The sequence below is a fragment of the Cohnella caldifontis genome (assembly GCF_029360585.1).
Lineage (GTDB): Bacteria > Bacillota > Bacilli > Paenibacillales > Paenibacillaceae > Cohnella > Cohnella caldifontis.
In genome coordinates this window covers 343,430-365,502 of sequence record NZ_JAQZSJ010000001.1, presented here as the reverse complement: position 1 = coordinate 365,502, position 22,073 = coordinate 343,430, and the positions used below count along the sequence as shown (strand labels likewise).

Sequence of the window (22,073 nt, the reverse complement as noted above, 5' to 3'; positions counted from 1 at the left end):
GATATTGATGTTATATATTATTACAATATTCATATTAAACGAAAACGCAAACTGAAAATTGTGAGCAATAATTACAAAATGCAGTCGGAAACGCGAATCAATCGGGTACATGGACGGCCGAGGAGGGATCACGATGGCGTCGTTGCCTCGCAAAGAAATGTTTCAAGACCCGTCCGTCGGACGGCAGAAGGAGGGAAGCGCGGAACGAACCCTTCCGGAGGAGGTGTCCCAGCTTACCTCCCTTCAGCATAGAATCCAGGCATTGGCCCGGCTGTTGCTGGAAGGCGCGGGGCTCATCCCTTTGCTGGACGCGATAGAGACGATGCTGAACAATCCGGTCGCGGTCGTCCGCGAGAACGGGAAATCGTGGCTGTCCGTCAGCCTCCGCGGGGCTGCCTCCGCCGAAACCCGGCCGATCCCGCAATCGCTGACCGCCCGTTCCTCAATCAGCGGGAGGGCTGGCGGGTTTACGGCGGCAGAAGGGACTTCCCCAGTCTACGCAACCCCGCTGACATCCCCGGCACTGAAGCCGGCCACGCTCGTCTTGATTGCCCGCAACAAGGAAATTTCGCCTCTGGATACGCTGAGCATCGACCGGATGGCGGCGCTCGTGGGTTTGGAATTGGAGAACGCGGAAACCGTACGGGAAGTGGAGAGCAAATACCTCGGCCATTTCCTGCAGGATTGGCTCTCCGGAAAAATCCCGAATGAGTCCGACTGGAGGCGCCGCGCCGACCTGTGCGGTTGGAGCGTGCCGGAAGGAAAGCGGATTTGCGCGGCGCGCGTCGGTTGGCGCAAGCCGCTTCCGTCCGCGGACAAATTGCGCGAAGCCGCGTTCCGGCTTCGGGAAGAATGGGCAGACCGCGGCTTGCTCGCCGCGCCGGCGGACGACGATCTGGCGCTGGTCGTTCCGCTGCCCGCGAATGCGAAGGCGGAGGATGCCGAAGCTTCGGCGGAGAGGATCTTGCGCGAGCTTCTTGCCGATTTGCGCGCCATGTTCGGCGTACCCGAGCTCCGGCTGTATGCCGGCCGGGCCGCCGAACGACCCGAAGATTTGCCCGCAAGCTGGATGCAGGCCTCTCGCGCCAGAAGGGTGGCGGAGGTATGCGGCGTTGCGGACGACGTGCTCGTCTACGGCAAGCTCGGGGTTTACACGCTGTTGTATATGATCCCGGACGGCGAGGAACGCGAGCAGTTTCTGCGCCGTTTCTCGCATCCGTTGAAACAGGCGGACCGCAAAGGGGGCGGGAGGCTGTCGGAAACGTTGGAAATGTATTTCCGCTGCAACGGAAATATCAAGTTGACCAGCGAAAAGCTGTACGCCCATTACAATACGGTGGTTTACCGGTTGGAGAAAATCCAGAATATCCTCGGCGTCTCCCTCGATGATCCCGAAGACCGGCTGCAGCTGCATTTGGCGCTCAAGCTCGGCATGATGAACGCGGCGCATCGGCCCTAAATGCCGCTTATAAGACGATAAACGAAAGAAGCCTTGCCATTCCAACGGCAAGGCTTCTTTCGTTACCGCGGGCGGCGTTATACCCAACCGGCGCGAAGGATGATGACGAGCAGGACGAACAGAACGAGCACGAACGCGGCCGGGTGCATGCCGCAAATGGTCGGATAACCGACGCCGACACCCGCAACCGGAAAGCCCATTTCGAAACCCTCCCGAATCCAGTAGTTGTGATGGCGGATCACAATGTCAGCTTATGCCGATGGGTATTCGCTGTCCTGTGCGTTTGCACCCCTTGCCGCCCGGCGCAACCGGATTATTGCGGATTTCAACGATCGGCTGCGGATACCGTTGGAGGCGGAGGCCCGTTGTACTGGCGGATATGGAGAATGCGGGATTCCGCGGAGTGGCCTCCGCTGCAGCCGATCCGGATCAGGATCGACGCGCTCGCCGTAATGACTTTGACCGGTCCCACCCGGATTTCGGCCGGAGGACCGCCGGATTCGGTTCCGACGTCCGGCGCCGGCAGCCAGGCCGGGAGCGGACGAAAAAAAAGCGAATAGGAAGCGAACCGCGTTTCGTCGCCGTAAAAGTCCGGTATCGCCCGCTGCAGGGCGATGGACCAATCCCACGGATTGGAAACCCCGTTATCCCCTACCTGCATCACGGCGCCGTGGAACATGTTGACGACTTTCAAGGACTCCGCCCGCACGAGCCGCCAATCGACGGTCATATGACGTCCTCCTCCGGAGGGGACGGCAGCGGGGCGATCGGTCCGACGACGACCGATTCGGGAGGCGTGTCGAAGAACGAATACAAGGTCAGCGAATCCGTATCCCCGATCAGCAGCGAGGCGGAGCTGGTGATCCCGACGATGCGCACGGAGCCGACGGTGACCGGACCGTTGACCACTTTCATCCAAGCCGGGCCGTTCAAGGCGCATCCCCTCCCCCGAATTCCGATTTGCTTCTCCGCATGTTTAAGTAGGCGGCGAACGCCGCATCGATATCCCGCTTCGTTTTTTCGACGATCGTGCCGCCCCATCGCCGCCGTTCTTCTTCCGTGCCGTTCTCGGGATATGGGAGGGTTTTGGCGTAGTAATGAACCCTTTCCCTCAATTGGGCTTTGACGTCCTGAAGCACCCGGCCGCGGAGGTCGTCTCCGAGCGGAGCCCCGTACTGTTTTTCCATTTCCGCCAATACGAGGGGCGCCTCGCGGTCCATATAGTCCATCATCTGCTGCTGCAACGCGGAGACCGGCTGCGGTACGCCGGAATCCGGAGGGGGAGGCGCTTGCCAGTAGGCAGGAGGGACTTCGAGCGAATCCATGCCCTGCACGCCTTGCGGAGACAAACCGACGTTCAGCGTCCCTTTCAGTTCGCTCACCTTCAACTGGTCGAAATGGTACTCGATATGCATCGGCGAGCGCGACCGGACCTCCTCCAGGGACGACTCCAGCTTCCGGACGCGCTCCGTCATTTCGCGGATCGTCTGCTCGGCCTGCAAGAGCCGCTGGACCAGGTCGGTGCCGTCGGGCAGCGGGTAACACCAGTTCCAAGCGGGTATCGACATCCCCTTCCGCCTCCTTATCAACTCGGGTTCGGCAGCCGGACGAGGGAAATGATGTTAGGGCTCGGACCCAGGATTTGCGGAGCCGGCCCGGTAAATCCCCCGGTATTGTACAGCTGGGCCAAGGAACGGATGAAGCCCGCGCTGCCGATCTGCAGCACGGACGCGTTGGTCACCGCTTCGACGCGCAGGTGATTGATCGTAATATTCTGATAGACGTTCAGGCACATGTCAGACCACCGATCCGGCGGCTGCGCCGCCTACTTGGTTGTTGGACGAATCTTCGGCATCCGGATCGAACGTGTTGGTCGCGCTCACGGCGTTGGCGCTGCGGGCCAAATCGCCTGTCAGGAAGGAGCCGGCGCCCGCGAACGTTTTGGTCGTGCTGCTGGGCCGGATCTGAAGGGCGTCGCCGAACTGGATCACGGCGCCGGAGGCGACGGAAAGCACTTTTACGGCACCGACGATCGAGGGCATGGACCGATCGACTCCTTTCGACGCGGGATCATGTTCCATCATATGAAGGCGGCCGCCCAGAGGTTCTTCGCCGCCAGACACCCTGCCGCCTATAAGGAATAACATAATCTAGGCATATGCATGGAGGGATGCGCATGGGTTCGTTTTTCGACAGCGGGCCGCTGCCCGACTGGAAGGAAATCAAACGTTGGCTGGGAGACGGCATTCCTTGGGACTTGGCGGAAAAGTGGGACGGCGAAGGCGACGGCGAATGGCTGGACAAGTTCATGTCCCGGATGGCGAAAGATACGCCGGTCTCCCCCGATTCGCCCAAGGAAACGGAATCTCCCGTTATGATCGATACGGAGAAAGACCCGAAGAAGGTGGAGATCACGTTCCGGCTGCCGAAGAATGCGGAGGCGCGGAACATCCGATTGTACGTGAACTCGGAGCGGATGAGGATCACGGGGCTTCCGGACGGGCGTACGCAGCTTATCCGGTTCCCCGGCCAGGTGTATCCCGGATCCGGGAAAGCGACGCTTCGGAACGGCCGTCTCGTGGTCCGTTTCCGGCGCCGGCCCGTTCGCGAAGAAGACGTGGAATTGTTTATCGGCTATTAAAACGGTATAATGCAAGGTAAAACGAGCTGTCTTTTTATCGGGAAAAAGGGGTATGGAACGTGGAAATCACGGACGTTTCGAACGTATCGGCGGGACTATTCGTCACCGGCGTCATCTTCATTCTGGCGATCGGATCGTTTCTCAGCCTCGGGGTGCTGAGGTTTTTCCAGCAGAGGAAGGGACAAGGCGGCACGTATTTGGCGCTGTCCGCTTTGTCGCTGGTCGCGATGATCTGGATCGTGAATACTTGGTTTGCCTAATCTAACATCCGCGGCGGCCGCGCCGCGGGAATTCCGCGGGAGAGGATGCCGAATGGGAGAGACCGAACGGATCGTTCAGCGAATGTCGGATCAAGGGCTGCGCATCACGGAACAGCGGCGGACGCTGGCCCAGCTGTTCGCGGAAGCCCCCGGCTACTTGACGCCCAAGGAAATCTACGACCACATGCAGCGCGTATACCCCGGCCTCAGCTTCGACACCGTCTACCGCAATCTTCGGGTCATGCAGGAACTGGACGTCATCGAGCAATTCATGCTGGAAGAAGGGGTGAAGTTCAAGCGGAGCTGCGGGGAGCCCCATCACCATCACCACATGATTTGCCTGCAATGCGAGAAGACGGTGCCGATCCGCTCTTGTCCGATGCCGGATACGGCGGTGCCGAGCGGCTTCGAAGTCGTGCGCCACAAATTCGAGGTATACGGCTATTGCGCCGATTGCCGGGAATCTGGGGACCGCGCCCAAGCTTCGGCCGGGAGAACGCCATGATCGCCCGCAAAGCGCTGCAGGCCCCGATCCGGTTCTACCGGACGTTCATTTCTCCCTTGAAACCGCCGACCTGCCGATTCGTCCCGACTTGCTCCCAGTACGCGCTGGAAGCGATCGAGGTGCACGGAGCGGTCAAAGGCGTTTATCTCGCGGCGAAACGGATCGGCAAGTGCCATCCGTTCCATCCGGGGGGCTTCGACCCCGTTCCGCCGCGTAAACGAGCGGAAGAGCCGGACAATCCGGCTTGACATGGCATAACCGCTCGGGTATATTGGGTTCAATCGAATCCGCTTGAATCAAACCGATGAAGGGATAAGTACGGCGCGATCGCCCATTTCAGAGAGCCGGGGAAGCTGCGAACCGGCATGGGACGGCATCGGAACATGGTCCCGGAGGATCCGCTTTCGAGCGCCGGACGGATGCTGCCGTGCGGCATGAGGGGGAGGCGCGGCGTCCGGCGTTAACGGGCTTCGGTCGGGGATCCGACCGGATGAGCCTTTGTTCGCGAGAACAAGGGGAATTTGGGTGGTATCGCGTGAGCAGTTGCTCTCGTCCCAGGGGGACGGGGGTTTTTTTGTTTTCTATCACGATCGAAAGAGGGATGGTCCCAAGTGGCGGCAAACAACGGCAAACCGACGTTTTATCTCACGACGCCGATTTATTACCCCAGCGACAAGCTGCATATCGGCCATGCGTACACGACGGTGGCGGGCGACGCGATGGCCCGCTACAAGCGGCTTCGCGGCTTCGACGTGCGGTATTTGACGGGCACCGACGAGCACGGGCAAAAAATCGAGCGCAAGGCGAAGGAAGCGGGCAAGACGCCGCAGGTGTTCGTCGACGGAATCGTCGAGGGCATCCAGGCGCTGTGGCGGAAGCTGGACGTCTCGAACGACGACTTCATCCGCACGACGGAGCCCCGGCACAAGCAGGCGGTCGAGAAAATTTTCGCCCAGCTGCTCGAGCAAGGCGATATTTACAAAGGCAAGTACGAGGGATGGTACTGCACGCCGGACGAAGCGTTCTTCCTGGAGCGCCAGCTCGTGGACGGCAAATGTCCGGACTGCGGGCGTCCCGTCGAATGGGTGCAGGAAGAGAGCTACTTCTTCCGGATGAGCAAGTACGCCGACCGACTGCTGGCTTTCTACGAGGAGCATCCGGAGTTCATCCAGCCGGAATCGCGCCGCAATGAGATGATCAACAACTTCATCAAGCCGGGACTCGAGGATTTGGCCGTTTCCCGCACGACCTTCGATTGGGGCATCCCGGTGCCTGGCGATCCGAAACACGTCATCTACGTCTGGATCGACGCGTTGTCCAACTACGTCACGGCGCTCGGCTACGGTTCCGAACGCGACGGGGATTACAAGAAGTATTGGCCGGCGGACGTGCACCTCGTCGGCAAGGAAATCGTCCGGTTCCACACGATTTATTGGCCGATCATGCTGATGGCGCTCGGCCTGCCGCTGCCGAAAAAGGTGTTCGCGCACGGCTGGCTGCTGATGAAGGACGGCAAAATGTCCAAGTCCAAAGGCAACGTCGTCGATCCCGTGACGCTGATCGACCGTTACGGACTGGACGCGCTGCGGTATTACCTGATGCGGGAAGTGCCGTTCGGCGCGGACGGAACGTTCACGCCGGAAAATTTCGTCGAGCGGATCAACTACGACTTGGCGAACGATCTCGGCAACCTGCTGAACCGCACGGTGGCGATGATCGACAAATATTTCGGCGGCGAAGTGCCCGCTTACGAGAGCGGGGCCACCCCGTTCGACGAAGAGCTGGAGCGGATGGCCGCCTTGACGGTGGAGAAGGTGGAAGAGGCAATGGAGAACATGGAGTTCTCCGTGGCGCTGACCGCGATCTGGGCGCTCATCGGCCGGACGAACAAGTATATCGACGAGACGCAGCCGTGGGGGCTGGCGAAGGACGAAGCGAACCGCCCCGCGCTCGCTTCCGTGATGGGGCATTTGGCGGAGGCGCTGCGTTTCGCGTCCATCCTCATCCAGCCGTTCCTGACGCGGACGCCCCGGCGGATGTGGGAACAGCTGGGGCTCGCGGAGGGCGAACAAACGGCTTGGGAATCGCTGCGCAAGTTCGGAGGAATTGCCGCGGGCTGCAAGGTGAGCAAGGGAGACCCGCTGTTCCCCCGCCTGGAGACGGCGGAGGAAGCCGCCTGGATCGCGCAGGCGATGCAGGGCGGCGCGCCCGCTTCGGCGGCGGCCGCGAACGCGGAGGAACCGGCGAAAGCCGAAGCGGCGCCGCCTGAGCTCAAACCCGAAATCGGCATCGAGGATTTCGCGAAGGTCGAGCTGCGCGTCGCCCAAGTGCTCGCCTGCGAGGCGATCCCGAAAGCCGACAAGCTGCTCAAGCTGCAGCTCGACCTCGGCTTCGAGCGGCGGCAGGTCGTGTCGGGCATCGCGATGCACTATAAACCGGAAGAGCTGGTCGGCCGCAAAGTCATTTGCGTGACCAACCTGAAGCCGGTCAAGCTGCGGGGCGAAACGTCGCAGGGCATGATTCTCGCGGCGTCCCAGGACGGGCAGCTGACCTTGGCGACGGTGCCGGACCATATGCCGAACGGCGCGATCGTGAAATAAGCGCGGAAGGGGTCCATCGGCCTTTTTATTCGTAAAACTACGAATAAAAGGCCGATTTTCATTGACACCGGCCATACGCGCCCGATATAATCCAAATCAGAATAATTACGATTAAGGAGATTTTCCGAAACGATGAAATGCTTATTCAGAGTCTCTCGGGCCGCCATGCCGGCGCTTCTGGCAGCGGTCTTGATCCTATCGGGCTGCGGCAGGAACGGGGGTGCGCAGGCGGAAGGGAAAGTCAGCGTGGTCACGACGTTTTATCCCCTCTATTTTTTGGCCGTCCAGATCGGAGGGGAAGACGCCCATGTCGTCAACCTGATTCCGACCGGCGTCGAGCCCCATGACTGGTCGCCCAAAAGCCGGGATTTGCAGACGGTCTCCCAAGCGCGATTGTTTCTGTACAACGGAGCGGGGCTGGAGGCGTGGACGGAGGATTTCCTGGGCGGGATCGGTAAGTCCGGCAGCCTGACGGCCGTCGAAGCCAGCCAAGGCATTCCGCTCATCAAAGGCGCGTCGGAGGAAGCCGACGGGCACGGGGATACCGGGGTGGATCCCCACACTTGGGTCAGCCCGAAATCCGTTCTCGTCATGGCCGGCAACGTGAAGGAAGCTTTCGTCCAAGCGGATCCCGCCCATTCCAAGGCGTACGAAAGCCGCTACGAAGCGCTCAAAAACCGCCTCTCCGAGCTGGACGCGGAGTTCGGGAAAGAACTCGCTCCTTATCAAGGCCGCGATATCGTCGTGTCCCACCAAGCCTTCGGGTATTTATGCCGCGACTACGGGCTTAAGCAGGTGGCGGTCATGGGCTTGTCCGCCGAGGCGGAGCCGAGAGCGCAGGACCTCGTGGACGTCATCCGGTTCATCAAGGAGAACGGCATCAAGACCATTTTCTTCGAAGAGCTCGTTTCCAATAAACTGACCGAGACGATCGCGGGCGAGACGGATGCCCGAATGCTGGAATTGAATCCGCTGGAGGGCCTATCCCCGGAACAGGAGAAGGCGGGGGAGGATTATTTCAGTCTGATGAGGCGGAATTTGCAAAACCTGGTGAAGGCATTACAATAAAAGAAAACGTTCGGCGTTCGGCCGATCCGAAATCGGAGGGAGCATGATGACCGCGGTTCAAACCGTCCCAGCCATAACCGAAACCCAGTTGAACTGCCACCCCGAGATCATCGCGCTGGACCGCGTTTCGTTCTCCTTCGGCAATAAGCCGGTGCTGTCCGACTTGAGCTTCCGGATCCGGGAGCGGGACTTCGTCGGTTTGATCGGCCCCAACGGGGCGGGCAAATCGACCTTGCTTCGCTTGATCGTCGGACTGCTGAAGCCGGACGCCGGGAGCATCGAGCTGTTCGGCAAACCCGCGGACCGGTTCAAGGATCGGCATTTCATCGGTTACGTGCCCCAGCGCAGTAATTTCAATCCGCTTTTTCCCGCGACCGTGCGGGAGGTGGTGCTATCCGGCTTGTACGGCCGGAAGAAGCTGTTCCGCGGCCTAAGCCGCGAAGATCAGGCGCGCTGCGACGACGCCCTTCGGGCGATGCATATCGAGGATTTGGGGGACAAGCGGATCGGCGCGCTGTCCGGCGGACAGCAGCAGCGCGTGTTCCTGGCCCGGGCGCTGATCAGCGGGCCGAAGCTGCTGATTTTGGACGAGCCGATGTCCGGGGTCGACGCGGAAACGCAGGCGAACTTCTTCCACCTGATCCGCCACTTGCACCAGAAGCACGTTATCACGTTTCTGATGGTTTCCCACGACATGGAAATGGTGCGCTCCTATCTCGGCCGCGAGCCGAAGGAAACGGCGGGCAAGCTCAGCTTTTACGTCCGCCATTCGCACGAGACCGAGGACTGCGCGGAGACGGACCTGCTTCACACCATACGGAAAGAAGGGTAATCTCCGTTGGATCTGTTTACCATGGAATTTTTCCAGCGAGCGCTGATCGGTGGCGCGCTCATTGCGGTCACAGCCCCGCTGATGGGGCTGTTTCTCGTCCTAAGGCGGCTCGCCATGATCGGGGATACGCTGTCCCATGTCAGCATCGCCGGCGTCGCGCTCGGCTTCCTGGTCGGCGTGTACCCGATCGCCGTCGGGTTGTTGTTCGCCGTCGCCGCTTCGTTCGTCATCGAGAAGCTGAGGAAAACGTACCGAACTTACGCGGAGCTATCGCTCGCCATCATCATGTCGGGCGGCGTGGCGCTCGCCTCGATTTTATTCACGCTAGGCAAAGGCTTTAACTTGGACCCCAACTCGTATTGGTTCGGCAGCATCTACACGCTGGACGATGCGGACCTGCTCGTGATCGCGGCCGTCACCGCTATCGTGCTCGCCGTCGTCGGGCTGAACCGCAAGGCGCTGTTCCTGCTGTCTTTCGACGAGGACGCTGCGGCCGTCGGCGGCTTGCCCGTCCGCTTCTTCAACGTGATGATCAGCATCTTGACCGCGCTCGTCATCAGCGCGGCCATCAAAATCGTCGGAGCCTTGCTCGTGTCCGCGCTGCTGACCGTGCCGGCCGCTTGCAGCCTCGCGCTGTCGCGCAGCTTCAAGCAGGCGGTCGCCATCGTCGTGATCGTCGGCGAAGCGGCCGTCCTCGCCGGACTGTGGATTGCCGGCGTCTGGAATTTGGCGCCCGGCGGTACCGTCGTGCTGCTGCTCATCCTTCTGTTGATCGCGTCGCTGACTGTCCGGACCCGCATGGCCCGGGTGTGAAAGGAGTTCCACCATGTCCGATCTCAACGTAGGCGTGGCTTTCGCGGCCGGCCTCGCATCGTTTATCTCGCCCTGCTGCCTGCCCCTGTATCCGTCTTATTTGTCCTATATCACCGGCATTTCAGTGACGCAGATCAAGACGGACACGAGCCGGCAAGTCCGTCTGCGGACGATGTCGCATACGCTGTTTTTCATCCTGGGTTTCTCGATGGTGTTCTTCGCCCTGGGTTACGGCGCCAACGCGTTCGCGGAGGCGTTCCGGGAATACCAGGACGTCATCCGCCAAATTTCCGCCATTCTGATCGTGCTGATGGGCTTGTTCCTGCTGGGGGTGTTCCAGCCGCAGCTGCTGATGAAGGAGCGCAAATTCGACGTGTCCTCGCGCCCCGCGGGTTACCTCGGTTCCTTCATTTTCGGCGTCGGCTTTTCGGCCGGCTGGTCTCCCTGCATCGGGCCGATCCTGTCGTCGATCATCCTGCTCGCGGCCAGCAACCCCGGCACGTGGGCGGGGCTGACGACCGCGTATTCGCTCGGCTTCGCCGTGCCTTTCTTCGTGCTGGCGTTTTTCCTCGGTTCCGCCCGCTGGATCCTGAAATATTCGAATCGGATGATGAAAATCGGCGGCGCGCTGATGATCGTCATGGGGATTCTGCTGTTCACGGACCGGATGATCGAGATCACGATCTGGCTGCAGAGCATCACGCCGGACTGGCTGAAATTTTAAGTGAAGTAGTCGATCCGGGCCGACGGGAACGTCTCGAAGATCCGCTCGCTGAGAAACATCCGGAGCGCGTCGGCCTGGTCGTCCGGATACACGTATTTGTTCTGCCCCCAACGTCCCCATTTCTTCTTGCGTTTCTCCTCGTCCATCTCCAGCTTCGTTTTCGGATACCGTTTCAGGATCGTGGCTTTGGCCGTTTTGGTAAAGCGGTGCTGGATCAGCTCGAACGTGAGGTCCCGCGCCGCCTCCGCAGGCAGCGCTTCTCCCAGGCGGGCCAGCAGCTCCGCGTAACCTTCCTGCCAGCCGTCGTACCAGATGATCGGCGCGATGATGAAGCCGAGCGGATATCCCGCGCGCGCGATTTTGCCCGCCGCTTCGATCCGTTCATGGAACCGGGAAGTGGCCGGTTCGAATTGGCGGATCACGTAGTCCGCGTTGACGCTGAAACGGATTCTCGTGTGCCCGTTGTGTTCGAGCGGCAGCAGCGAATCGACATGGTGGAATTTCGTGACGAAGCGAAGCCGGCCGAGCGGTTCCTTCGCCATGAACAGAATCGCCTCCGCCAGCGAACCCGTAATTGGCTCCAAGCCGACCGGATCCGAGGTGCAGGCGGCTTCGAAGCGGGTGATTTCCGGCGCCCGTTCCTCGATGTAGGCTTTCGCGGCCCGGAAAATTTCCTCCGTGTTGACGTAAACCCGGACATAGGGCTTGGCGCCCAGCGTCGTTTGAAGATAGCAATAATGGCAGTGGCCCATGCAGCCCGTCGCGAGAGGGAGGGCGTATTCCGCGGAAGGCTTCGATTGGTCGAATTTCAGCGTTTTGCGCACGCCTACGACGAGGGTTCGTTTGGCGATTTTGTATTGCTCCGTTTCCGATTCTCCGGGCAGTCCCGTGATCCGGTTGTGCGAGGTGGTCATCCGATAAGGAAGGCCCTTGTCTTTGACGTATTCCATGATGCGCCGACCCTTCGGATAGTCGAGCGAGGCTGGCTCGAAATAGACGAGTTCCGGCTGGAAAACCGGAGTCTCCCGCACCGGTCGCGGAGGAGCGGGTGTCAGCGTGCTCAAGGCAAACGCCTCCTTTTCCGGATAGTTTGCGCGGCGGAGGCGCGGGATAACCGGGCGCCGTACGGCGACAATCAGGCTTGCCCCTGCGGCCCGGCACGGTGTATGATACTAAAAGCAAGCGTTCGCACGGGCGGTTTTCCCGTGCGGTCGACGGTGTCGACGATCAGGTGGAAAGGGGGCTTCGGCATGCCGACCCCGAGCATGGAAGATTATTTGGAACGGATTTACCGGCTGATCGACGAGAAGGGCTACGCCAGGGTATCGGATATCGCCGAGGGGCTGGAGGTCCATCCCTCTTCCGTGACGAAAATGATCCAGAAGCTCGATAAAGACGATTACTTGATTTACGAAAAGTACCGAGGCCTGATCCTGACGCACAAAGGGAAAAGAATGGGCAAACGGCTGGTCGACCGCCACCACCTGCTCGAGTCGTTCCTGAAAATGATCGGCGTGCAGGAGGAAAACATATACCGCGACGTGGAAGGGATCGAGCACCATCTAAGTTGGGATTCGATCACCTGCATCGAGACGCTCGTGGAGTATTTCAACCGCGACGAATCCCGCAGGGAAGAACTGCAGCGGATCCGCGCGGAATTGGAGAACGAAGGGTAGAAGAAGCTTTCCCGGCGGACGGGGAAGCTTCTTTTCCGTTTCGGCCGGATTCGCGGAGCGGTCTGACACCCGGGCGGCCCGCATAGGATGGTGCTGATAGGGACCGATCCTGCTGCGGGGGGAACGCGAGTGGAACGAACGATGGTGAACGCGGTTTTCGAAGGCGGGGGCGTACGGGGAATCTCCCTGGCCGGCGCGGTGCGGGCGGCCGAAATGGCGGGCGTGGGCTTTCATCGGGTAGCGGGCACGTCCTCCGGCAGCATCGTGGCGGCGCTGATCGCCACGGGTTACACCGCTTTGGAGATGAAGGACATCATCCAATCCACGCCTTTCCGCACGTTCATGCAGCGGGCCCCGATCTTCAACGTGCGGTTGATCGGTCCGGCCGTCCGGATATTGATGAAAAAGGGGCTGTACGCGGGTGACGCCCTGGAAGATTGGGTGGCGCGCCTGCTCGCCGCCAAAGGAGTCCGGGTGTTCGGCGACCTGCCGCCCGGCAAAGTGCGGATCATCGCTTCCGACATCACGAACGGCAAACTGCTCGTACTGCCGGACGACATGGCGGATTACGGCATCGATCCCCGCCGGTTTCCGGTCGCCCGGGCGATCCGGATGAGCACCAGCATTCCGTATTTTTTCGATCCCGTCGTGCTGCGCCAGCCGCTAAGGACGAGGAAGGCGCGCAGCCGGGAGCCGGTCCGGGCGAGATTTTCCTACATCGTGGACGGCGGGCTGCTCAGCAATTTCCCGCTGTGGCTTTTCGAGCACGACGCCGCGGACGGCAAGGGCGTGCCGGTCATCGGCTTTCAGATGATCGGAAGATCGGAAGCCAAACATCACCGGATCAGCGGTCCGATCACGATGTTCCAGGCGATGTTCGAAACGATGCTTGGCGCCCATGACGAGCGATACATCGAAGAGCAAAATTGGGTGCGCACGATCCGGATCCCGACGATGGGGGTGGGGACGACCCAATTCGACCTCTCGCCCGAGGACAGCGCGAAGCTGTACGATGCGGGGCTGGCCGCCGGACGGAAGTTTTTCGGCAGGTGGGACTGCCGGACGGGCAAGCTGCGGACGGAGAAGCCTTTTCCATAACGCTGGCGGAAGCCGACGCGCAGCTGCGCAGCAACGCAAAAACGCCCCCTGCAGCGGAGAGCAGGAGGCGTTTTTGCGTTGCGTTCGTCCGGCGTTCGCGGCGATCCGCGGAAGGCTCAGTGATACCGGGGCGGCTCCTCGTCGCCGCGGTTTTTGCGGCCTTCGATCACCTTGAAAGGCACGGTTTTCGATTTGGGTCTCGGCTTTCGGTCCGCCGGCCGGCTCGCGGGCCGGTAGGAGGTGCGGGATACGCGGGGCCGGAAGGACCGTTTCTGCGTGGCCAGAAACAGGACGAACAGCACCGCGATGATCGCCAGCGGCAGCAGCATGGACCGCCAAATCGTTTCGAATTGAGACGCGAAACCCAGGACGGCGAGCGGCAGGATGACGTAAAACAGGGGATGGAAACGGCTTTGCATGGCGATTCCTCCTTTAATCGGGAGTTTGGCGAAGCCAAACTCTCCCCGCAGATGCGAATAGGGAGTTTAGCGGAGCCTCCCCGATTCTTATACCGGATTCACTTGCCGGTCCAATTCTCTCATCCGGTTGAACGAAGCGATCGACACGGCGATTTGCTCGTCGTTCGGTTCTTTCGTCGTCAGCAGCTGCAGCCACAGCCCGGGATAACCGAGCCAACGGAGCACGGGCACGTCTCGAACCGCATTCGTCGCGCGCAGCACTTCGTAAGAAACCCCGAGCACGACCGGCAGCAAGGCGATGCGGATCACCAAGCGCTCGATCAGGGTGTCCCAACTGAAAAAGGAATAAAGGATGACGCCGACGATCACCGTGAAGATGATGAAACTGCTTCCGCAGCGATAATGAAGCCGGCTTTGCTTGCGAACGTTCTCGACCGTCAATTCTTCTCCCGCTTCGTAAGCGCTGATCACTTTATGTTCGGCGCCATGGTATTGAAACAGCCGTTTGATGATCGGCGTCTGGGAAATCCCCCACAAGTATGCCAGCAGAAGGATGATTTTGATCAGGCCTTCGAGCAGGTTGTGCAATATTTTATTCTCGAACGCCCGTCCGAAAATCAAATCTTCGAGCGCCGCGGGCACCAAAGTCAAAATAAATTTTCCGGCGATAAACGACAAAATGCCGACGACCGCTACGCCCAGGATCATGGAGAGGTTCCATTTCTCTTTGCGCGGCTCGGGTTTGGCCTCCGGGCCCGCCTCGTCTTCGGCATACGCTTCCGCGGAATAAGTCAAATGCTGGGAGCCTTTGGCGGCGGATTCGAGAATGCCGACGATCCCCCGGATAAACGGGATTTTTTTGGCGGTTTTCAATAAGGAGGAAGAATCCTTCCTGGGCACCTCGTAGAAGGTGATTTCCTGGTTTTTGCGCCGGACGGCGGTTACGTTCACGGTACGGCCCGCGAACATGACGCCTTCGATGACGGCCTGTCCGCCGTAGACAGCGGTCGGTTGGGACATTCGGTTTCACCTGCTTTAAGAGGATGTGTTTCTTATTTTACTAGATCGAATGGCGGATTGCTACAACGACCGCCGCGCGGCCGGGCATGGGAGAGTAAGGAAAACGGAGGCGGGATAACCTAATGTTCATCCATTAGCTGACTCGAAAGCCAGGCTGGGAGGGGTGCCGTCATGGCCGAATCATCCGCAAGGCGGGAAGAAGACGAGCCGATCCGCACGCCGCCGGTTCGGTTTTGTCTGAAAATCGGCTTTTTCGCCGGTCTGATCTGGGGATCGGTCCGCTGGCTGGCCGTCGCGATGAACCTGACCAAGGTTCCGGCGGCTTTCCTGGCCGATCCTTGGGTCAAGCGGAGCGCGCTGGCCAGCGCGTACTGGCAAATCACGGGTTTGGCCCTGTTCATCCTCATGTCCATGGCGGCGGCGCTGGTTTACTACGTGGTGCTGAAACCGTACCGGGGCCCTTATCCGGGCTTGCTCTTCGGAGCCGCATGGTGGGCAGGCTTCTATCTTTGGGCAGGGCCGTCGATCGGGGCGGTGCCCCCGCTGAATAAGATCGGTTGGAACAGCATGATCACCGACGGCTGCTTGTTTCTGATTTGGGGATTGTTCATCGGATACAGCATCGCTTTCGAATTCCATGACGAGGCGAGACGGGAGCCGGAACCCGCCGCCGGCTGACCTTCCGGTTTTCTTGCGCCGGGGTCTGTGATACAATTTTCTGGTGAACTTTACCGGAGAATCTACGGCACGGGATGCCCGCGCCGGCGGGGAGGAATTTGTCGGCATGCCCAGCATTCTGGTTGTAAACGGCCCGAACCTCAACATGCTCGGGATCCGGGAGCCCGGCGTATACGGCAGCGAGACGCTGCAGGACATCGAAAACCGGTTGAAAGAGTCGGCCGCCAAGCTCGGGGCGGAACTTCATTTTTTCCAGTCCAACCATGAAGGAGCGCTGCTGGACGCCATCCACGCGGCATACGGGCGGCATGACGGGATCCTGATCAATCCCGGGGCGTTTACGCATTACAGCTACGCTTTGCGGGACGGCCTCGCTTCCGTGGGGCTGCCGGTCGTCGAAGTCCACCTGTCCAATATCCATAAACGGGAAGCGTTTCGCCACGTTTCCGTTATCGCCCCCGTGGCGGTAGGACAGATTGCCGGCTTCGGTTCGCTGGGATACGAACTGGGGCTGACCGCGCTGCTCGATCATATTCGAAAGCAAAGGGGATAGAGGGATGCCGAACGAAAGAGCGAAACGGCTTCGGGAGAAAATCGCGGAGGCCGGCGGCCAGGCGATCGTCGTCGCGAGCGAGGTGAACCGCCGGTATCTCACCGGGTTTACGGGGACGCACGGCGTGGTGCTCTTGTCCCCGGACAAAGCGGCCTTGCTGACGGATTTCCGTTACCGGCTTCAAGCCGGCGAGCAGGCGAAAGGCTTCGAAATCATCGAGCACGGACGGGATTTGAACGCGACGATCGCCGAAACCCTCGGGGCGTGGGGCGTCACGAAGCTCTTGTTCGAAGACCGCCACGTCACGGTCGCCGAGCAGGCGCTGTGGGCCAAAGCGTTCGCGCCCGCGCAGCTTCAGCCGGCAGGCGGAATCATCGAAGGGCTGCGCATGGTGAAGGACGCCGGCGAGCTCGCCGTCATGCAGGAGGCGGCGGACCTGGCGGACCGCACGTTCCGGCATATTCTCGGCTTCATCAAGCCGGGCGTGTCCGAGATCGAAATCGCGGCGGAAATGGAATATTTCATGCGGAAGAACGGCGCGACCGGCCCCTCGTTCAACACGATCGTGGCGTCCGGGGAACGTTCGGCCATGCCGCACGGCGTCGCGAGCGAGAAAAAGGTCGGCCGGGACGAGTTCGTCACGCTCGATTTCGGGGCTTATTACAAAGGATACTGCTCGGATTTGACCCGGACCGTGTTCGTGGGCACGCCGACGGACAAACACCGGGAAATCTATTCCATCGTGAAGGAAGCGCAGCAATACGCGCTGGACCATCTGAAGCCCGGTATGACGGGGCGCGAAGGCGACGCCTTGACGAGGGACATCATCACAAGGTATGGTTATGGTGACCATTTCGGCCATGGGACGGGCCACGGTCTCGGGATGGAAATCCACGAAGAACCGAGGCTGTCGCTGACTTGCGATACCGTCCTTGCGCCGGGCATGATGGTGACGGTCGAACCCGGCATTTACGTCCCCGGCTTCGGGGGCGTCCGGATCGAGGACGACGTCATCCTCACGGACAACGGCATTCAAATTCTTACACGCTCCCCCAAAGAACTGATTGTACTGGACTAAGGAGCGGCCATTCCACAGGAGGGAAAAGTTTCAGTGATTTCCGTTAACGATTTCAAGACAGGCCTCTCCATCGAGGTAGACGGAGACATCTATTCCGTCATCGACTTCCAACACGTGAAGCCGGGCAAAGGCGCCGCTTTCGTGCGGTCGAAGCTCAAAAACCTGCGCAACGGCAACGTCGTCGAAAAAACGTTCCGCGCCGGCGAGACGGTGTCCCGCGCCATGATCGAGAACCGTCAGGTCCAGTACCTGTATAATTCGGGCAATGAATATACGTTCATGGACAACGAGACGTACGACCAATTCGAGCTGGACAAGAAACAGCTGGAATGGGAAATCAATTTCCTGAAGGAAAACATGAACGTCAACATCCTCAGCTACCAAGGCGAAATCATCGGCATCAACCTGCCGAACAACGTCGAGCTGACAGTAACGGAGACCGAGCCGGGCATCAAGGGCAACACCGCGACCGGCGCCACCAAGAACGCGAAGGTCGAGACCGGCCTGAACGTACAGGTCCCGCTCTTCATCAACGAAGGCGACGTGCTGCTGATCGACACCCGCGAAGGCAAGTACATCTCCCGCGCGTAAGCCAACGTGGGAGGAGCGTAAACCGCAGCGGGATCAAGTTACTTGAGCCGATGCATTGCGCCGATCTCGATCCGAATCCCCGCATCGTCCGATCTATCTGGACGGCGGGGATTTTTTTGCGGTATGTTTTGCCCGTCCTCAGAGAGCATCTTGACCGGAAGGGACGGCGAGAGGTCCTCGGACCCTTCACGGCGGGAGGAGTTGAGTGAACTTTCATCCTTATCTCCTGGCTGCAGCAGGTGATTAGTGGGGAGATAAGGAGAGGAATTAAGAAAGTTTCTTTCTTAACTGGAAGTCGAACCCGTGTTTTGAGTGGAATTAAGAAACTTTCTTTCTTAACTGGCCGTTGAACGCCGTGTTTAGAGTGGAATTAAGAAACTTTCTTTCTTAACTGGCCGTTGAACCCCGTGTTTAGAGAGGAATTAAGAAACTTTCTTTCCTAACTGGCCGTTGAACCCCGCGGCAAACGAGGGGTAAAGGAACTTTTGAACAGCGAAACCCGGCTCATGTATGGAACCGCCTTGCCGGACGCACAAACCACAATCTTCGTGCCCGCAGCCTGGTTCGCGCAGACTAAAGACGAACCCTCGCTCTACCCCAAATATGGCTTCTACAGGCCGCATCCGGAAACGAACCTCGCTAGAACCACAAACCTTGCTCCTACTGCATGCTCACATAAGACCAACCCACGTTTTTGCGCCTAAGGGTTGCTTCCGTAAACGAACCCTCGCTCAATCCGCAATATTTGCGCCTACTGCCTGCTCCCACGAATGAGCAAGCATTACGCCTCATCCGATCCCGCGAACTCCCATGTTATTCACGATTTTTTTGCTTTTTGGACCCTGGTACATATGCTATAATGTTAGGCATTATGCGAATGTTTACTTGGGGAGTGAAGGACCGTTGGCTTTGATCGTGATGAAATTCGGCGGGAGCTCCGTCGGCACGGCCGAGCGCATGGGGCGCGTCGCCCAGCGGATCATCGACCGTAAGCTGCAAGGCGACCGCGTCGTGGCCGTCGTCTCCGCGATGGGCGACACGACGGACGATCTGATCGATAAATCGAAGGAAATCAGCGATAACCCGCCGGCGCGGGAAATGGATATGCTGCTCACGACCGGGGAGCAAATTTCGGTTGCCCTGCTGTCCATGGCGATCCACCAGCGCGGCCACGCGGCCAAATCGTTTACCGGCTGGCAGGCCGGGATCCGGACGGAAGCGGTGCACGGCAAAGCTCGCATCACCGATATTTCGCCCGAGAAGCTGTTCCAAGCGCTGGAGGGAGGAAACATCGTCATCGTAGCCGGCTTCCAGGGCATGACGGACGACGGCGAGATCACCACGCTGGGCCGCGGGGGCTCGGACACGACGGCGGTGGCGCTGGCTGCGGCGGTCAAGGCGGACGTTTGCGAGATTTATACCGACGTGGACGGCGTATATTCGACGGATCCGCGCATCGTGAAAAACGCCCGCAAGCTGGAAGCCATCTCCTATGACGAAATGCTCGAGCTGGCGAACCTGGGGGCGGCCGTGCTGCATCCCCGGGCGGTGGAATACGCGAAACATTACAACGTGAATCTGGTCGTGCGTTCCAGCTTTACGCAGAACGAGGGAACGCTCGTGAGGGAGGAAGCCGAAATGGAACAAGGGGTCGTCGTCCGCGGAATCGCGTATGACAAAAACGTGGCGAGAATCAGCATTTTGGGCGTAGCGGACGTGCCGGGCGTACTGGCGAAAATGTTCACCGCCTTGGCGGACGCCGGCATCGACGTGGACATCATCGTGCAAAGCGGCGTGCAGAACGGCAAAGCGGACTTTTCGTTCACGGTGTCGCTGGCCGACCGTCCCCGCGCGATGGACGTCATCGCGGGGATCCGCGGTGCGTTGCCGTACGACGAGGCGACTTACGAGGAAAACCTCGTGAAGGTGTCGATCGTTGGCGCGGGCATGGTGTCCAACCCGGGCGTCGCGGCCCAAATGTTCGACACGATTTCGAAACTCGGCGTCAGCATCAAAATGGTCAGCACGTCCGAAATCAAGGTATCGTGCGTGATCGCGGCGGAACCGCTGCAAGACGTCGTGCGCGCCCTCCATACCGCGTACGGGCTGGACACGGCCGACACCGCGTACGTCGGCGGTCCGCAAGAACGCCGTTAACCGTTAACCGTCGCGAGGCTAAAATTTTCCCGCGATGAACTGCACGATTTTCATCACCAAGGCCGTGAGTCCCGCGGCCATCAGCGGCCCGACGGGGATGCCCCGCAGCAGCACGATGCCGATGATGGACCCGATGACGAGGCCGACGATCAGCTGGGGGTCGATCTTGAGAAGATCGAGCCCCTTGCTGTTTAAATAGGTGGCGACGGCCCCTCCGAACAGGGCCACCCAGCCGGTCCAGCTCGTAAACGCGGCGGTCACGTCCTTGACCTGCATTTTGCCCGATGCGAACGGGACGAGCACGGCCAGCGTCAGAAACAGCAAGCCGAATTCCAGCCCCCGCCTCTCGATTACCGGCAGGTAGCGTTGGAAATGGATCAGCTTGATGATGAGCAGCAGGCACGCCGCCGTCGTGATGATGGGAGAACGCCCCAGCAGACCGATGATGATCAGGGCGACGAGCACGATTTCACCGTTCATCCTGTGAGACACGCTCCCGAAAACGAATTGCCGCGTCATGGAGCAACGGCGCTTGTACCACGATATGGAGCCCGTCCCGGATTTAGAACGGAAAGCCCCGCAGACCGATGCTGCGGGGCTTTCCGTTTCTTTTTGGACGCGGTAAATCCAAGTCCCCTAGATCACGTAATCCGAGTACGGCTGGTTCAGCTCGAACGTGTCGGACCTGAGGCCCCGCCGCATCGTTTCAAGCGCCAGCACGTCTTGGACCGGGATGTTGCCGAGGTTGACTTCGGGTCCGATCGTCTTGATCAGGGACACCTGCTGTTCTTTTTGCGGGGCTTCCCACAAGATGCGCTCCGGACTCGGCACCACTTGGAGCATTTCGCGCAAATCGTTCTCCCGGCAGGATCCCTGCTCGTCGAACAATCCGACCCCGACGCCGGACTCCCTCGCTTCCACCGTCACCAATTCCGCCCCGGCCAGGAAATCCCGCTCGGCCGTCCTCGCGAATTCCAGCGCGTCGATCCGCGATCCGAACGCTTTTTTGCCGTATTCCGTGAACACCCTGAGTCCGAGCGCGCAAGCGTCGCGGATGAGTTCGTCCCGCCGGTCCCGGGGCAGTTGGATCGTGCCGTCCGATACCTCGATGCCGTCGAAGCCGAGCGCCAATACCTGGCGGAAGAAGGCAGGCACCACGTCCCGGGCCACGGCCGTCTCCAGCAGCGTCCCTCCCGGTATTACCGTGATTTGGAAGCGTTTGGCGGCATCGATTTTGTTTTTCAGAACCTCAAGGGGATACAGCGGCGACGTGCCGAATCCGAACTTGACGATGTCGATGTACGCGCCGGCCACCGCCACCAGATCCTCGAACGCGAAGCGGCCCAGTCCCTTGTCGATCACCATCGTGACGCCTTGGCTCCGGGGCTTGGCGGAACGCCGTCCGCTCGGGTCCGACAGCGCCAAAGGCCACATGAGGTTTGCCGTAATTTCCATGTTCTCTCTCCTCGTCGGTCCACAAGGTGGAAGATCAAAAGCAATATATGCAGTTGCCTATCCGCCGGTTCCCTGAAGCGACAAAGTAGACAAGTTGCCGGAAAACTCCGCATAGAATCGATACAAACACGGAAAAAGGAGAGGGCGAATTTGGACAAGTCGGCGCTCAGCATGGCGGTGCTCAGAATGCTGTCCGGGAGCCTCGAGCTTACCGCGGCGATCGTCATGATACGGCTCAACAACGTGGAGAAGGCGCTGATCGTCAATTCGATGCTGGCCCTGGTCGGTCCGCTCGTCCTGATCTCGACGATGGCGATCGGGCTCGTCGGGCTGTCGGACAAGCTGTCCCCGAGCAAGCTGATTTGGGTGCTCGCCGGCGTCGGCTGCATCCTGATCGGCGTTTTGCGCAAGACGTAGAGGCGCGGAGGAACGGGCCAAGCAGTCAT

Annotated in this window: 29 protein-coding genes; 18 read left to right on the top strand and 11 right to left on the bottom strand. The window is 60.0% G+C overall.

Annotation, left to right across the window (positions count from 1 at the left end; genetic code table 11):
* Window positions 1–133 precede the first annotated feature (133 nt).
* Entirely contained in the window at window positions 134–1,459 is a 1,326-nt protein-coding gene (locus tag PTZ19_RS01875) for a PucR family transcriptional regulator (RefSeq protein ID WP_276352005.1), read from the top strand.
* A 77-nt stretch (window positions 1,460–1,536) separates the two neighbouring features.
* Here the strand turns inward: PTZ19_RS01875 and PTZ19_RS01870 are convergent, their stop codons facing one another.
* From PTZ19_RS01870 to PTZ19_RS01845, 6 genes are all read right to left on the bottom strand, one after another.
* Entirely contained in the window at window positions 1,537–1,659 is a 123-nt protein-coding gene (locus PTZ19_RS01870; RefSeq protein WP_276352003.1) for a sporulation protein YjcZ, read from the bottom strand.
* A 125-nt stretch (window positions 1,660–1,784) separates the two neighbouring features.
* On the bottom strand, window positions 1,785–2,189 hold the full coding sequence (locus tag PTZ19_RS01865; protein ID WP_276352002.1) for a spore germination protein GerPE: 405 nt from the start codon (window positions 2,187–2,189) through the stop codon (window positions 1,785–1,787).
* A complete protein-coding gene (locus PTZ19_RS01860; RefSeq protein WP_276352287.1) occupies window positions 2,186–2,374 on the bottom strand; it encodes a spore gernimation protein GerPD in 189 nt (62 codons plus the stop codon). Before PTZ19_RS01860 ends, PTZ19_RS01865 begins: the two co-directional genes overlap by 4 nt.
* A gap of 14 nt (window positions 2,375–2,388) precedes the next feature.
* The gene (gene gerPC, locus PTZ19_RS01855; RefSeq protein ID WP_276352001.1) at window positions 2,389–3,027 is read right to left on the bottom strand and encodes a spore germination protein GerPC; all 639 of its coding nucleotides are present in this window, start codon (window positions 3,025–3,027) and stop codon (window positions 2,389–2,391) included.
* Window positions 3,028–3,044: 17 nt separating this feature from the next.
* Window positions 3,045–3,254: a spore germination protein GerPB gene (locus PTZ19_RS01850; protein ID WP_276352000.1), complete on the bottom strand. Its 210-nt coding sequence runs from the start codon at window positions 3,252–3,254 to the stop codon at window positions 3,045–3,047.
* A gap of 1 nt (window position 3,255) precedes the next feature.
* Window positions 3,256–3,501 carry a spore germination protein gene (locus PTZ19_RS01845; RefSeq protein ID WP_276351999.1) on the bottom strand — a complete coding sequence of 82 codons (246 nt, stop codon included), beginning with the start codon at window positions 3,499–3,501 and terminating at the stop codon, window positions 3,256–3,258.
* A 134-nt stretch (window positions 3,502–3,635) separates the two neighbouring features.
* On the opposite strand from PTZ19_RS01845, the gene PTZ19_RS01840 reads away from it, so the two are divergent.
* The 9 genes from PTZ19_RS01840 (at window position 3,636) to PTZ19_RS01800 (ending at window position 10,902) form a co-directional block, all read left to right on the top strand.
* Window positions 3,636–4,100, top strand: coding sequence for a hypothetical protein (locus tag PTZ19_RS01840; protein WP_276351998.1), 465 nt, complete (start codon window positions 3,636–3,638; stop codon window positions 4,098–4,100).
* 59 nt (window positions 4,101–4,159) lie between these two features.
* Window positions 4,160–4,360, top strand: coding sequence for a hypothetical protein (locus PTZ19_RS01835; RefSeq protein WP_276351997.1), 201 nt, complete (start codon window positions 4,160–4,162; stop codon window positions 4,358–4,360).
* A 52-nt stretch (window positions 4,361–4,412) separates the two neighbouring features.
* A complete protein-coding gene (locus PTZ19_RS01830) occupies window positions 4,413–4,865 on the top strand; it encodes a Fur family transcriptional regulator (protein ID WP_276351996.1) in 453 nt (150 codons plus the stop codon).
* Window positions 4,862–5,113 (top strand): membrane protein insertion efficiency factor YidD, encoded by a 252-nt coding sequence (gene yidD, locus PTZ19_RS01825; RefSeq protein WP_276351995.1) that lies wholly within the window; start codon window positions 4,862–4,864, stop codon window positions 5,111–5,113. The genes PTZ19_RS01830 and yidD overlap by 4 nt, the downstream gene beginning before the upstream one ends.
* Before the next feature lie 363 nt (window positions 5,114–5,476).
* Window positions 5,477–7,465, top strand: coding sequence for a methionine--tRNA ligase (gene metG, locus PTZ19_RS01820; RefSeq protein ID WP_276351994.1), 1,989 nt, complete (start codon window positions 5,477–5,479; stop codon window positions 7,463–7,465).
* Window positions 7,466–7,597: 132 nt separating this feature from the next.
* Window positions 7,598–8,533 (top strand): metal ABC transporter substrate-binding protein, encoded by a 936-nt coding sequence (locus PTZ19_RS01815; protein WP_276351993.1) that lies wholly within the window; start codon window positions 7,598–7,600, stop codon window positions 8,531–8,533.
* Window positions 8,534–8,579: 46 nt separating this feature from the next.
* A complete protein-coding gene (locus tag PTZ19_RS01810) occupies window positions 8,580–9,365 on the top strand; it encodes a metal ABC transporter ATP-binding protein (RefSeq protein ID WP_276351991.1) in 786 nt (261 codons plus the stop codon).
* A 6-nt stretch (window positions 9,366–9,371) separates the two neighbouring features.
* On the top strand, window positions 9,372–10,178 hold the full coding sequence (locus tag PTZ19_RS01805) for a metal ABC transporter permease (RefSeq protein ID WP_276351990.1): 807 nt from the start codon (window positions 9,372–9,374) through the stop codon (window positions 10,176–10,178).
* Window positions 10,179–10,191: 13 nt separating this feature from the next.
* Entirely contained in the window at window positions 10,192–10,902 is a 711-nt protein-coding gene (locus PTZ19_RS01800; RefSeq protein WP_276351989.1) for a cytochrome c biogenesis CcdA family protein, read from the top strand.
* On the opposite strand, the gene splB is transcribed toward PTZ19_RS01800, so the two are convergent.
* A complete protein-coding gene (gene splB, locus PTZ19_RS01795) occupies window positions 10,899–11,957 on the bottom strand; it encodes a spore photoproduct lyase (protein WP_422614963.1) in 1,059 nt (352 codons plus the stop codon). The genes PTZ19_RS01800 and splB overlap by 4 nt on opposite strands.
* A 195-nt stretch (window positions 11,958–12,152) precedes the next feature.
* On the opposite strand from splB, the gene mntR reads away from it, so the two are divergent.
* Together mntR and PTZ19_RS01785 are read left to right on the top strand one after the other, a co-directional pair.
* Window positions 12,153–12,578 (top strand): transcriptional regulator MntR, encoded by a 426-nt coding sequence (gene mntR / locus PTZ19_RS01790; RefSeq protein ID WP_276351984.1) that lies wholly within the window; start codon window positions 12,153–12,155, stop codon window positions 12,576–12,578.
* Between the two features lie 141 nt (window positions 12,579–12,719).
* Window positions 12,720–13,676, top strand: coding sequence for a patatin-like phospholipase family protein (locus tag PTZ19_RS01785; protein ID WP_276352286.1), 957 nt, complete (start codon window positions 12,720–12,722; stop codon window positions 13,674–13,676).
* A 116-nt stretch (window positions 13,677–13,792) separates the two neighbouring features.
* On the opposite strand, the gene PTZ19_RS01780 is transcribed toward PTZ19_RS01785, so the two are convergent.
* Together PTZ19_RS01780 and PTZ19_RS01775 are read right to left on the bottom strand one after the other, a co-directional pair.
* A complete protein-coding gene (locus tag PTZ19_RS01780; protein WP_276351983.1) occupies window positions 13,793–14,095 on the bottom strand; it encodes a hypothetical protein in 303 nt (100 codons plus the stop codon).
* Window positions 14,096–14,182: 87 nt separating this feature from the next.
* On the bottom strand, window positions 14,183–15,115 hold the full coding sequence (locus tag PTZ19_RS01775; protein ID WP_276351982.1) for a DUF1385 domain-containing protein: 933 nt from the start codon (window positions 15,113–15,115) through the stop codon (window positions 14,183–14,185).
* A 171-nt stretch (window positions 15,116–15,286) separates the two neighbouring features.
* On the opposite strand from PTZ19_RS01775, the gene PTZ19_RS01770 reads away from it, so the two are divergent.
* The 5 genes from PTZ19_RS01770 (at window position 15,287) to PTZ19_RS01750 (ending at window position 20,172) form a co-directional block, all read left to right on the top strand.
* Complete coding sequence (locus PTZ19_RS01770; protein ID WP_276351981.1) at window positions 15,287–15,793, top strand: YqhR family membrane protein; 507 nt, start codon at window positions 15,287–15,289, stop codon at window positions 15,791–15,793.
* Window positions 15,794–15,899: 106 nt separating this feature from the next.
* A complete protein-coding gene (aroQ, locus tag PTZ19_RS01765) occupies window positions 15,900–16,346 on the top strand; it encodes a type II 3-dehydroquinate dehydratase (RefSeq protein ID WP_276351980.1) in 447 nt (148 codons plus the stop codon).
* Window positions 16,347–16,350: 4 nt separating this feature from the next.
* Window positions 16,351–17,424 (top strand): M24 family metallopeptidase, encoded by a 1,074-nt coding sequence (locus tag PTZ19_RS01760; RefSeq protein WP_276351979.1) that lies wholly within the window; start codon window positions 16,351–16,353, stop codon window positions 17,422–17,424.
* A 33-nt stretch (window positions 17,425–17,457) separates the two neighbouring features.
* Complete coding sequence (gene efp / locus PTZ19_RS01755) at window positions 17,458–18,015, top strand: elongation factor P (protein ID WP_276351977.1); 558 nt, start codon at window positions 17,458–17,460, stop codon at window positions 18,013–18,015.
* A gap of 903 nt (window positions 18,016–18,918) precedes the next feature.
* Entirely contained in the window at window positions 18,919–20,172 is a 1,254-nt protein-coding gene (locus tag PTZ19_RS01750; protein WP_276351974.1) for an aspartate kinase, read from the top strand.
* Window positions 20,173–20,190: 18 nt separating this feature from the next.
* On the opposite strand, the gene PTZ19_RS01745 is transcribed toward PTZ19_RS01750, so the two are convergent.
* Both PTZ19_RS01745 and comA read right to left on the bottom strand, forming a co-directional pair.
* On the bottom strand, window positions 20,191–20,652 hold the full coding sequence (locus PTZ19_RS01745) for a DUF441 domain-containing protein (RefSeq protein WP_276351971.1): 462 nt from the start codon (window positions 20,650–20,652) through the stop codon (window positions 20,191–20,193).
* Window positions 20,653–20,808: 156 nt separating this feature from the next.
* Window positions 20,809–21,627, bottom strand: a complete 819-nt coding sequence (gene comA / locus PTZ19_RS01740) for a phosphosulfolactate synthase (RefSeq protein WP_276351968.1) — start codon at window positions 21,625–21,627, stop codon at window positions 20,809–20,811.
* Window positions 21,628–21,777: 150 nt separating this feature from the next.
* On the opposite strand from comA, the gene PTZ19_RS01735 reads away from it, so the two are divergent.
* Window positions 21,778–22,044: a YqhV family protein gene (locus PTZ19_RS01735; protein WP_422614955.1), complete on the top strand. Its 267-nt coding sequence runs from the start codon at window positions 21,778–21,780 to the stop codon at window positions 22,042–22,044.
* Window positions 22,045–22,073: the final 29 nt, after the last annotated feature.

Excerpts from the sequence above, each read along its gene's own strand:
- PTZ19_RS01875 (WP_276352005.1), top strand. The coding sequence starts at position 134 with ATGGCGTCGTTGCCTCGCAAAGAAATGTTTCAAGACCCGTCCGTCGGA.
- PTZ19_RS01870 (WP_276352003.1), bottom strand. The coding sequence starts at position 1,659 with ATGGGCTTTCCGGTTGCGGGTGTCGGCGTCGGTTATCCGACCATTTGC.
- PTZ19_RS01865 (WP_276352002.1), bottom strand. The coding sequence starts at position 2,189 with ATGACCGTCGATTGGCGGCTCGTGCGGGCGGAGTCCTTGAAAGTCGTC.
- PTZ19_RS01860 (WP_276352287.1), bottom strand. The coding sequence starts at position 2,374 with ATGAAAGTGGTCAACGGTCCGGTCACCGTCGGCTCCGTGCGCATCGTC.
- gerPC (WP_276352001.1), bottom strand. The coding sequence starts at position 3,027 with ATGTCGATACCCGCTTGGAACTGGTGTTACCCGCTGCCCGACGGCACC.
- PTZ19_RS01850 (WP_276352000.1), bottom strand. The coding sequence starts at position 3,254 with ATGTGCCTGAACGTCTATCAGAATATTACGATCAATCACCTGCGCGTC.
- PTZ19_RS01845 (WP_276351999.1), bottom strand. The coding sequence starts at position 3,501 with ATGCCCTCGATCGTCGGTGCCGTAAAAGTGCTTTCCGTCGCCTCCGGC.
- PTZ19_RS01840 (WP_276351998.1), top strand. The coding sequence starts at position 3,636 with ATGGGTTCGTTTTTCGACAGCGGGCCGCTGCCCGACTGGAAGGAAATC.
- PTZ19_RS01830 (WP_276351996.1), top strand. The coding sequence starts at position 4,413 with ATGGGAGAGACCGAACGGATCGTTCAGCGAATGTCGGATCAAGGGCTG.
- yidD (WP_276351995.1), top strand. The coding sequence starts at position 4,862 with ATGATCGCCCGCAAAGCGCTGCAGGCCCCGATCCGGTTCTACCGGACG.
- PTZ19_RS01815 (WP_276351993.1), top strand. The coding sequence starts at position 7,598 with ATGAAATGCTTATTCAGAGTCTCTCGGGCCGCCATGCCGGCGCTTCTG.
- PTZ19_RS01810 (WP_276351991.1), top strand. The coding sequence starts at position 8,580 with ATGACCGCGGTTCAAACCGTCCCAGCCATAACCGAAACCCAGTTGAAC.
- PTZ19_RS01800 (WP_276351989.1), top strand. The coding sequence starts at position 10,192 with ATGTCCGATCTCAACGTAGGCGTGGCTTTCGCGGCCGGCCTCGCATCG.
- mntR (WP_276351984.1), top strand. The coding sequence starts at position 12,153 with ATGCCGACCCCGAGCATGGAAGATTATTTGGAACGGATTTACCGGCTG.
- PTZ19_RS01785 (WP_276352286.1), top strand. The coding sequence starts at position 12,720 with ATGGTGAACGCGGTTTTCGAAGGCGGGGGCGTACGGGGAATCTCCCTG.
- PTZ19_RS01780 (WP_276351983.1), bottom strand. The coding sequence starts at position 14,095 with ATGCAAAGCCGTTTCCATCCCCTGTTTTACGTCATCCTGCCGCTCGCC.
- PTZ19_RS01775 (WP_276351982.1), bottom strand. The coding sequence starts at position 15,115 with ATGTCCCAACCGACCGCTGTCTACGGCGGACAGGCCGTCATCGAAGGC.
- PTZ19_RS01770 (WP_276351981.1), top strand. The coding sequence starts at position 15,287 with ATGGCCGAATCATCCGCAAGGCGGGAAGAAGACGAGCCGATCCGCACG.
- aroQ (WP_276351980.1), top strand. The coding sequence starts at position 15,900 with ATGCCCAGCATTCTGGTTGTAAACGGCCCGAACCTCAACATGCTCGGG.
- PTZ19_RS01760 (WP_276351979.1), top strand. The coding sequence starts at position 16,351 with ATGCCGAACGAAAGAGCGAAACGGCTTCGGGAGAAAATCGCGGAGGCC.
- PTZ19_RS01745 (WP_276351971.1), bottom strand. The coding sequence starts at position 20,652 with ATGAACGGTGAAATCGTGCTCGTCGCCCTGATCATCATCGGTCTGCTG.
- comA (WP_276351968.1), bottom strand. The coding sequence starts at position 21,627 with ATGGAAATTACGGCAAACCTCATGTGGCCTTTGGCGCTGTCGGACCCG.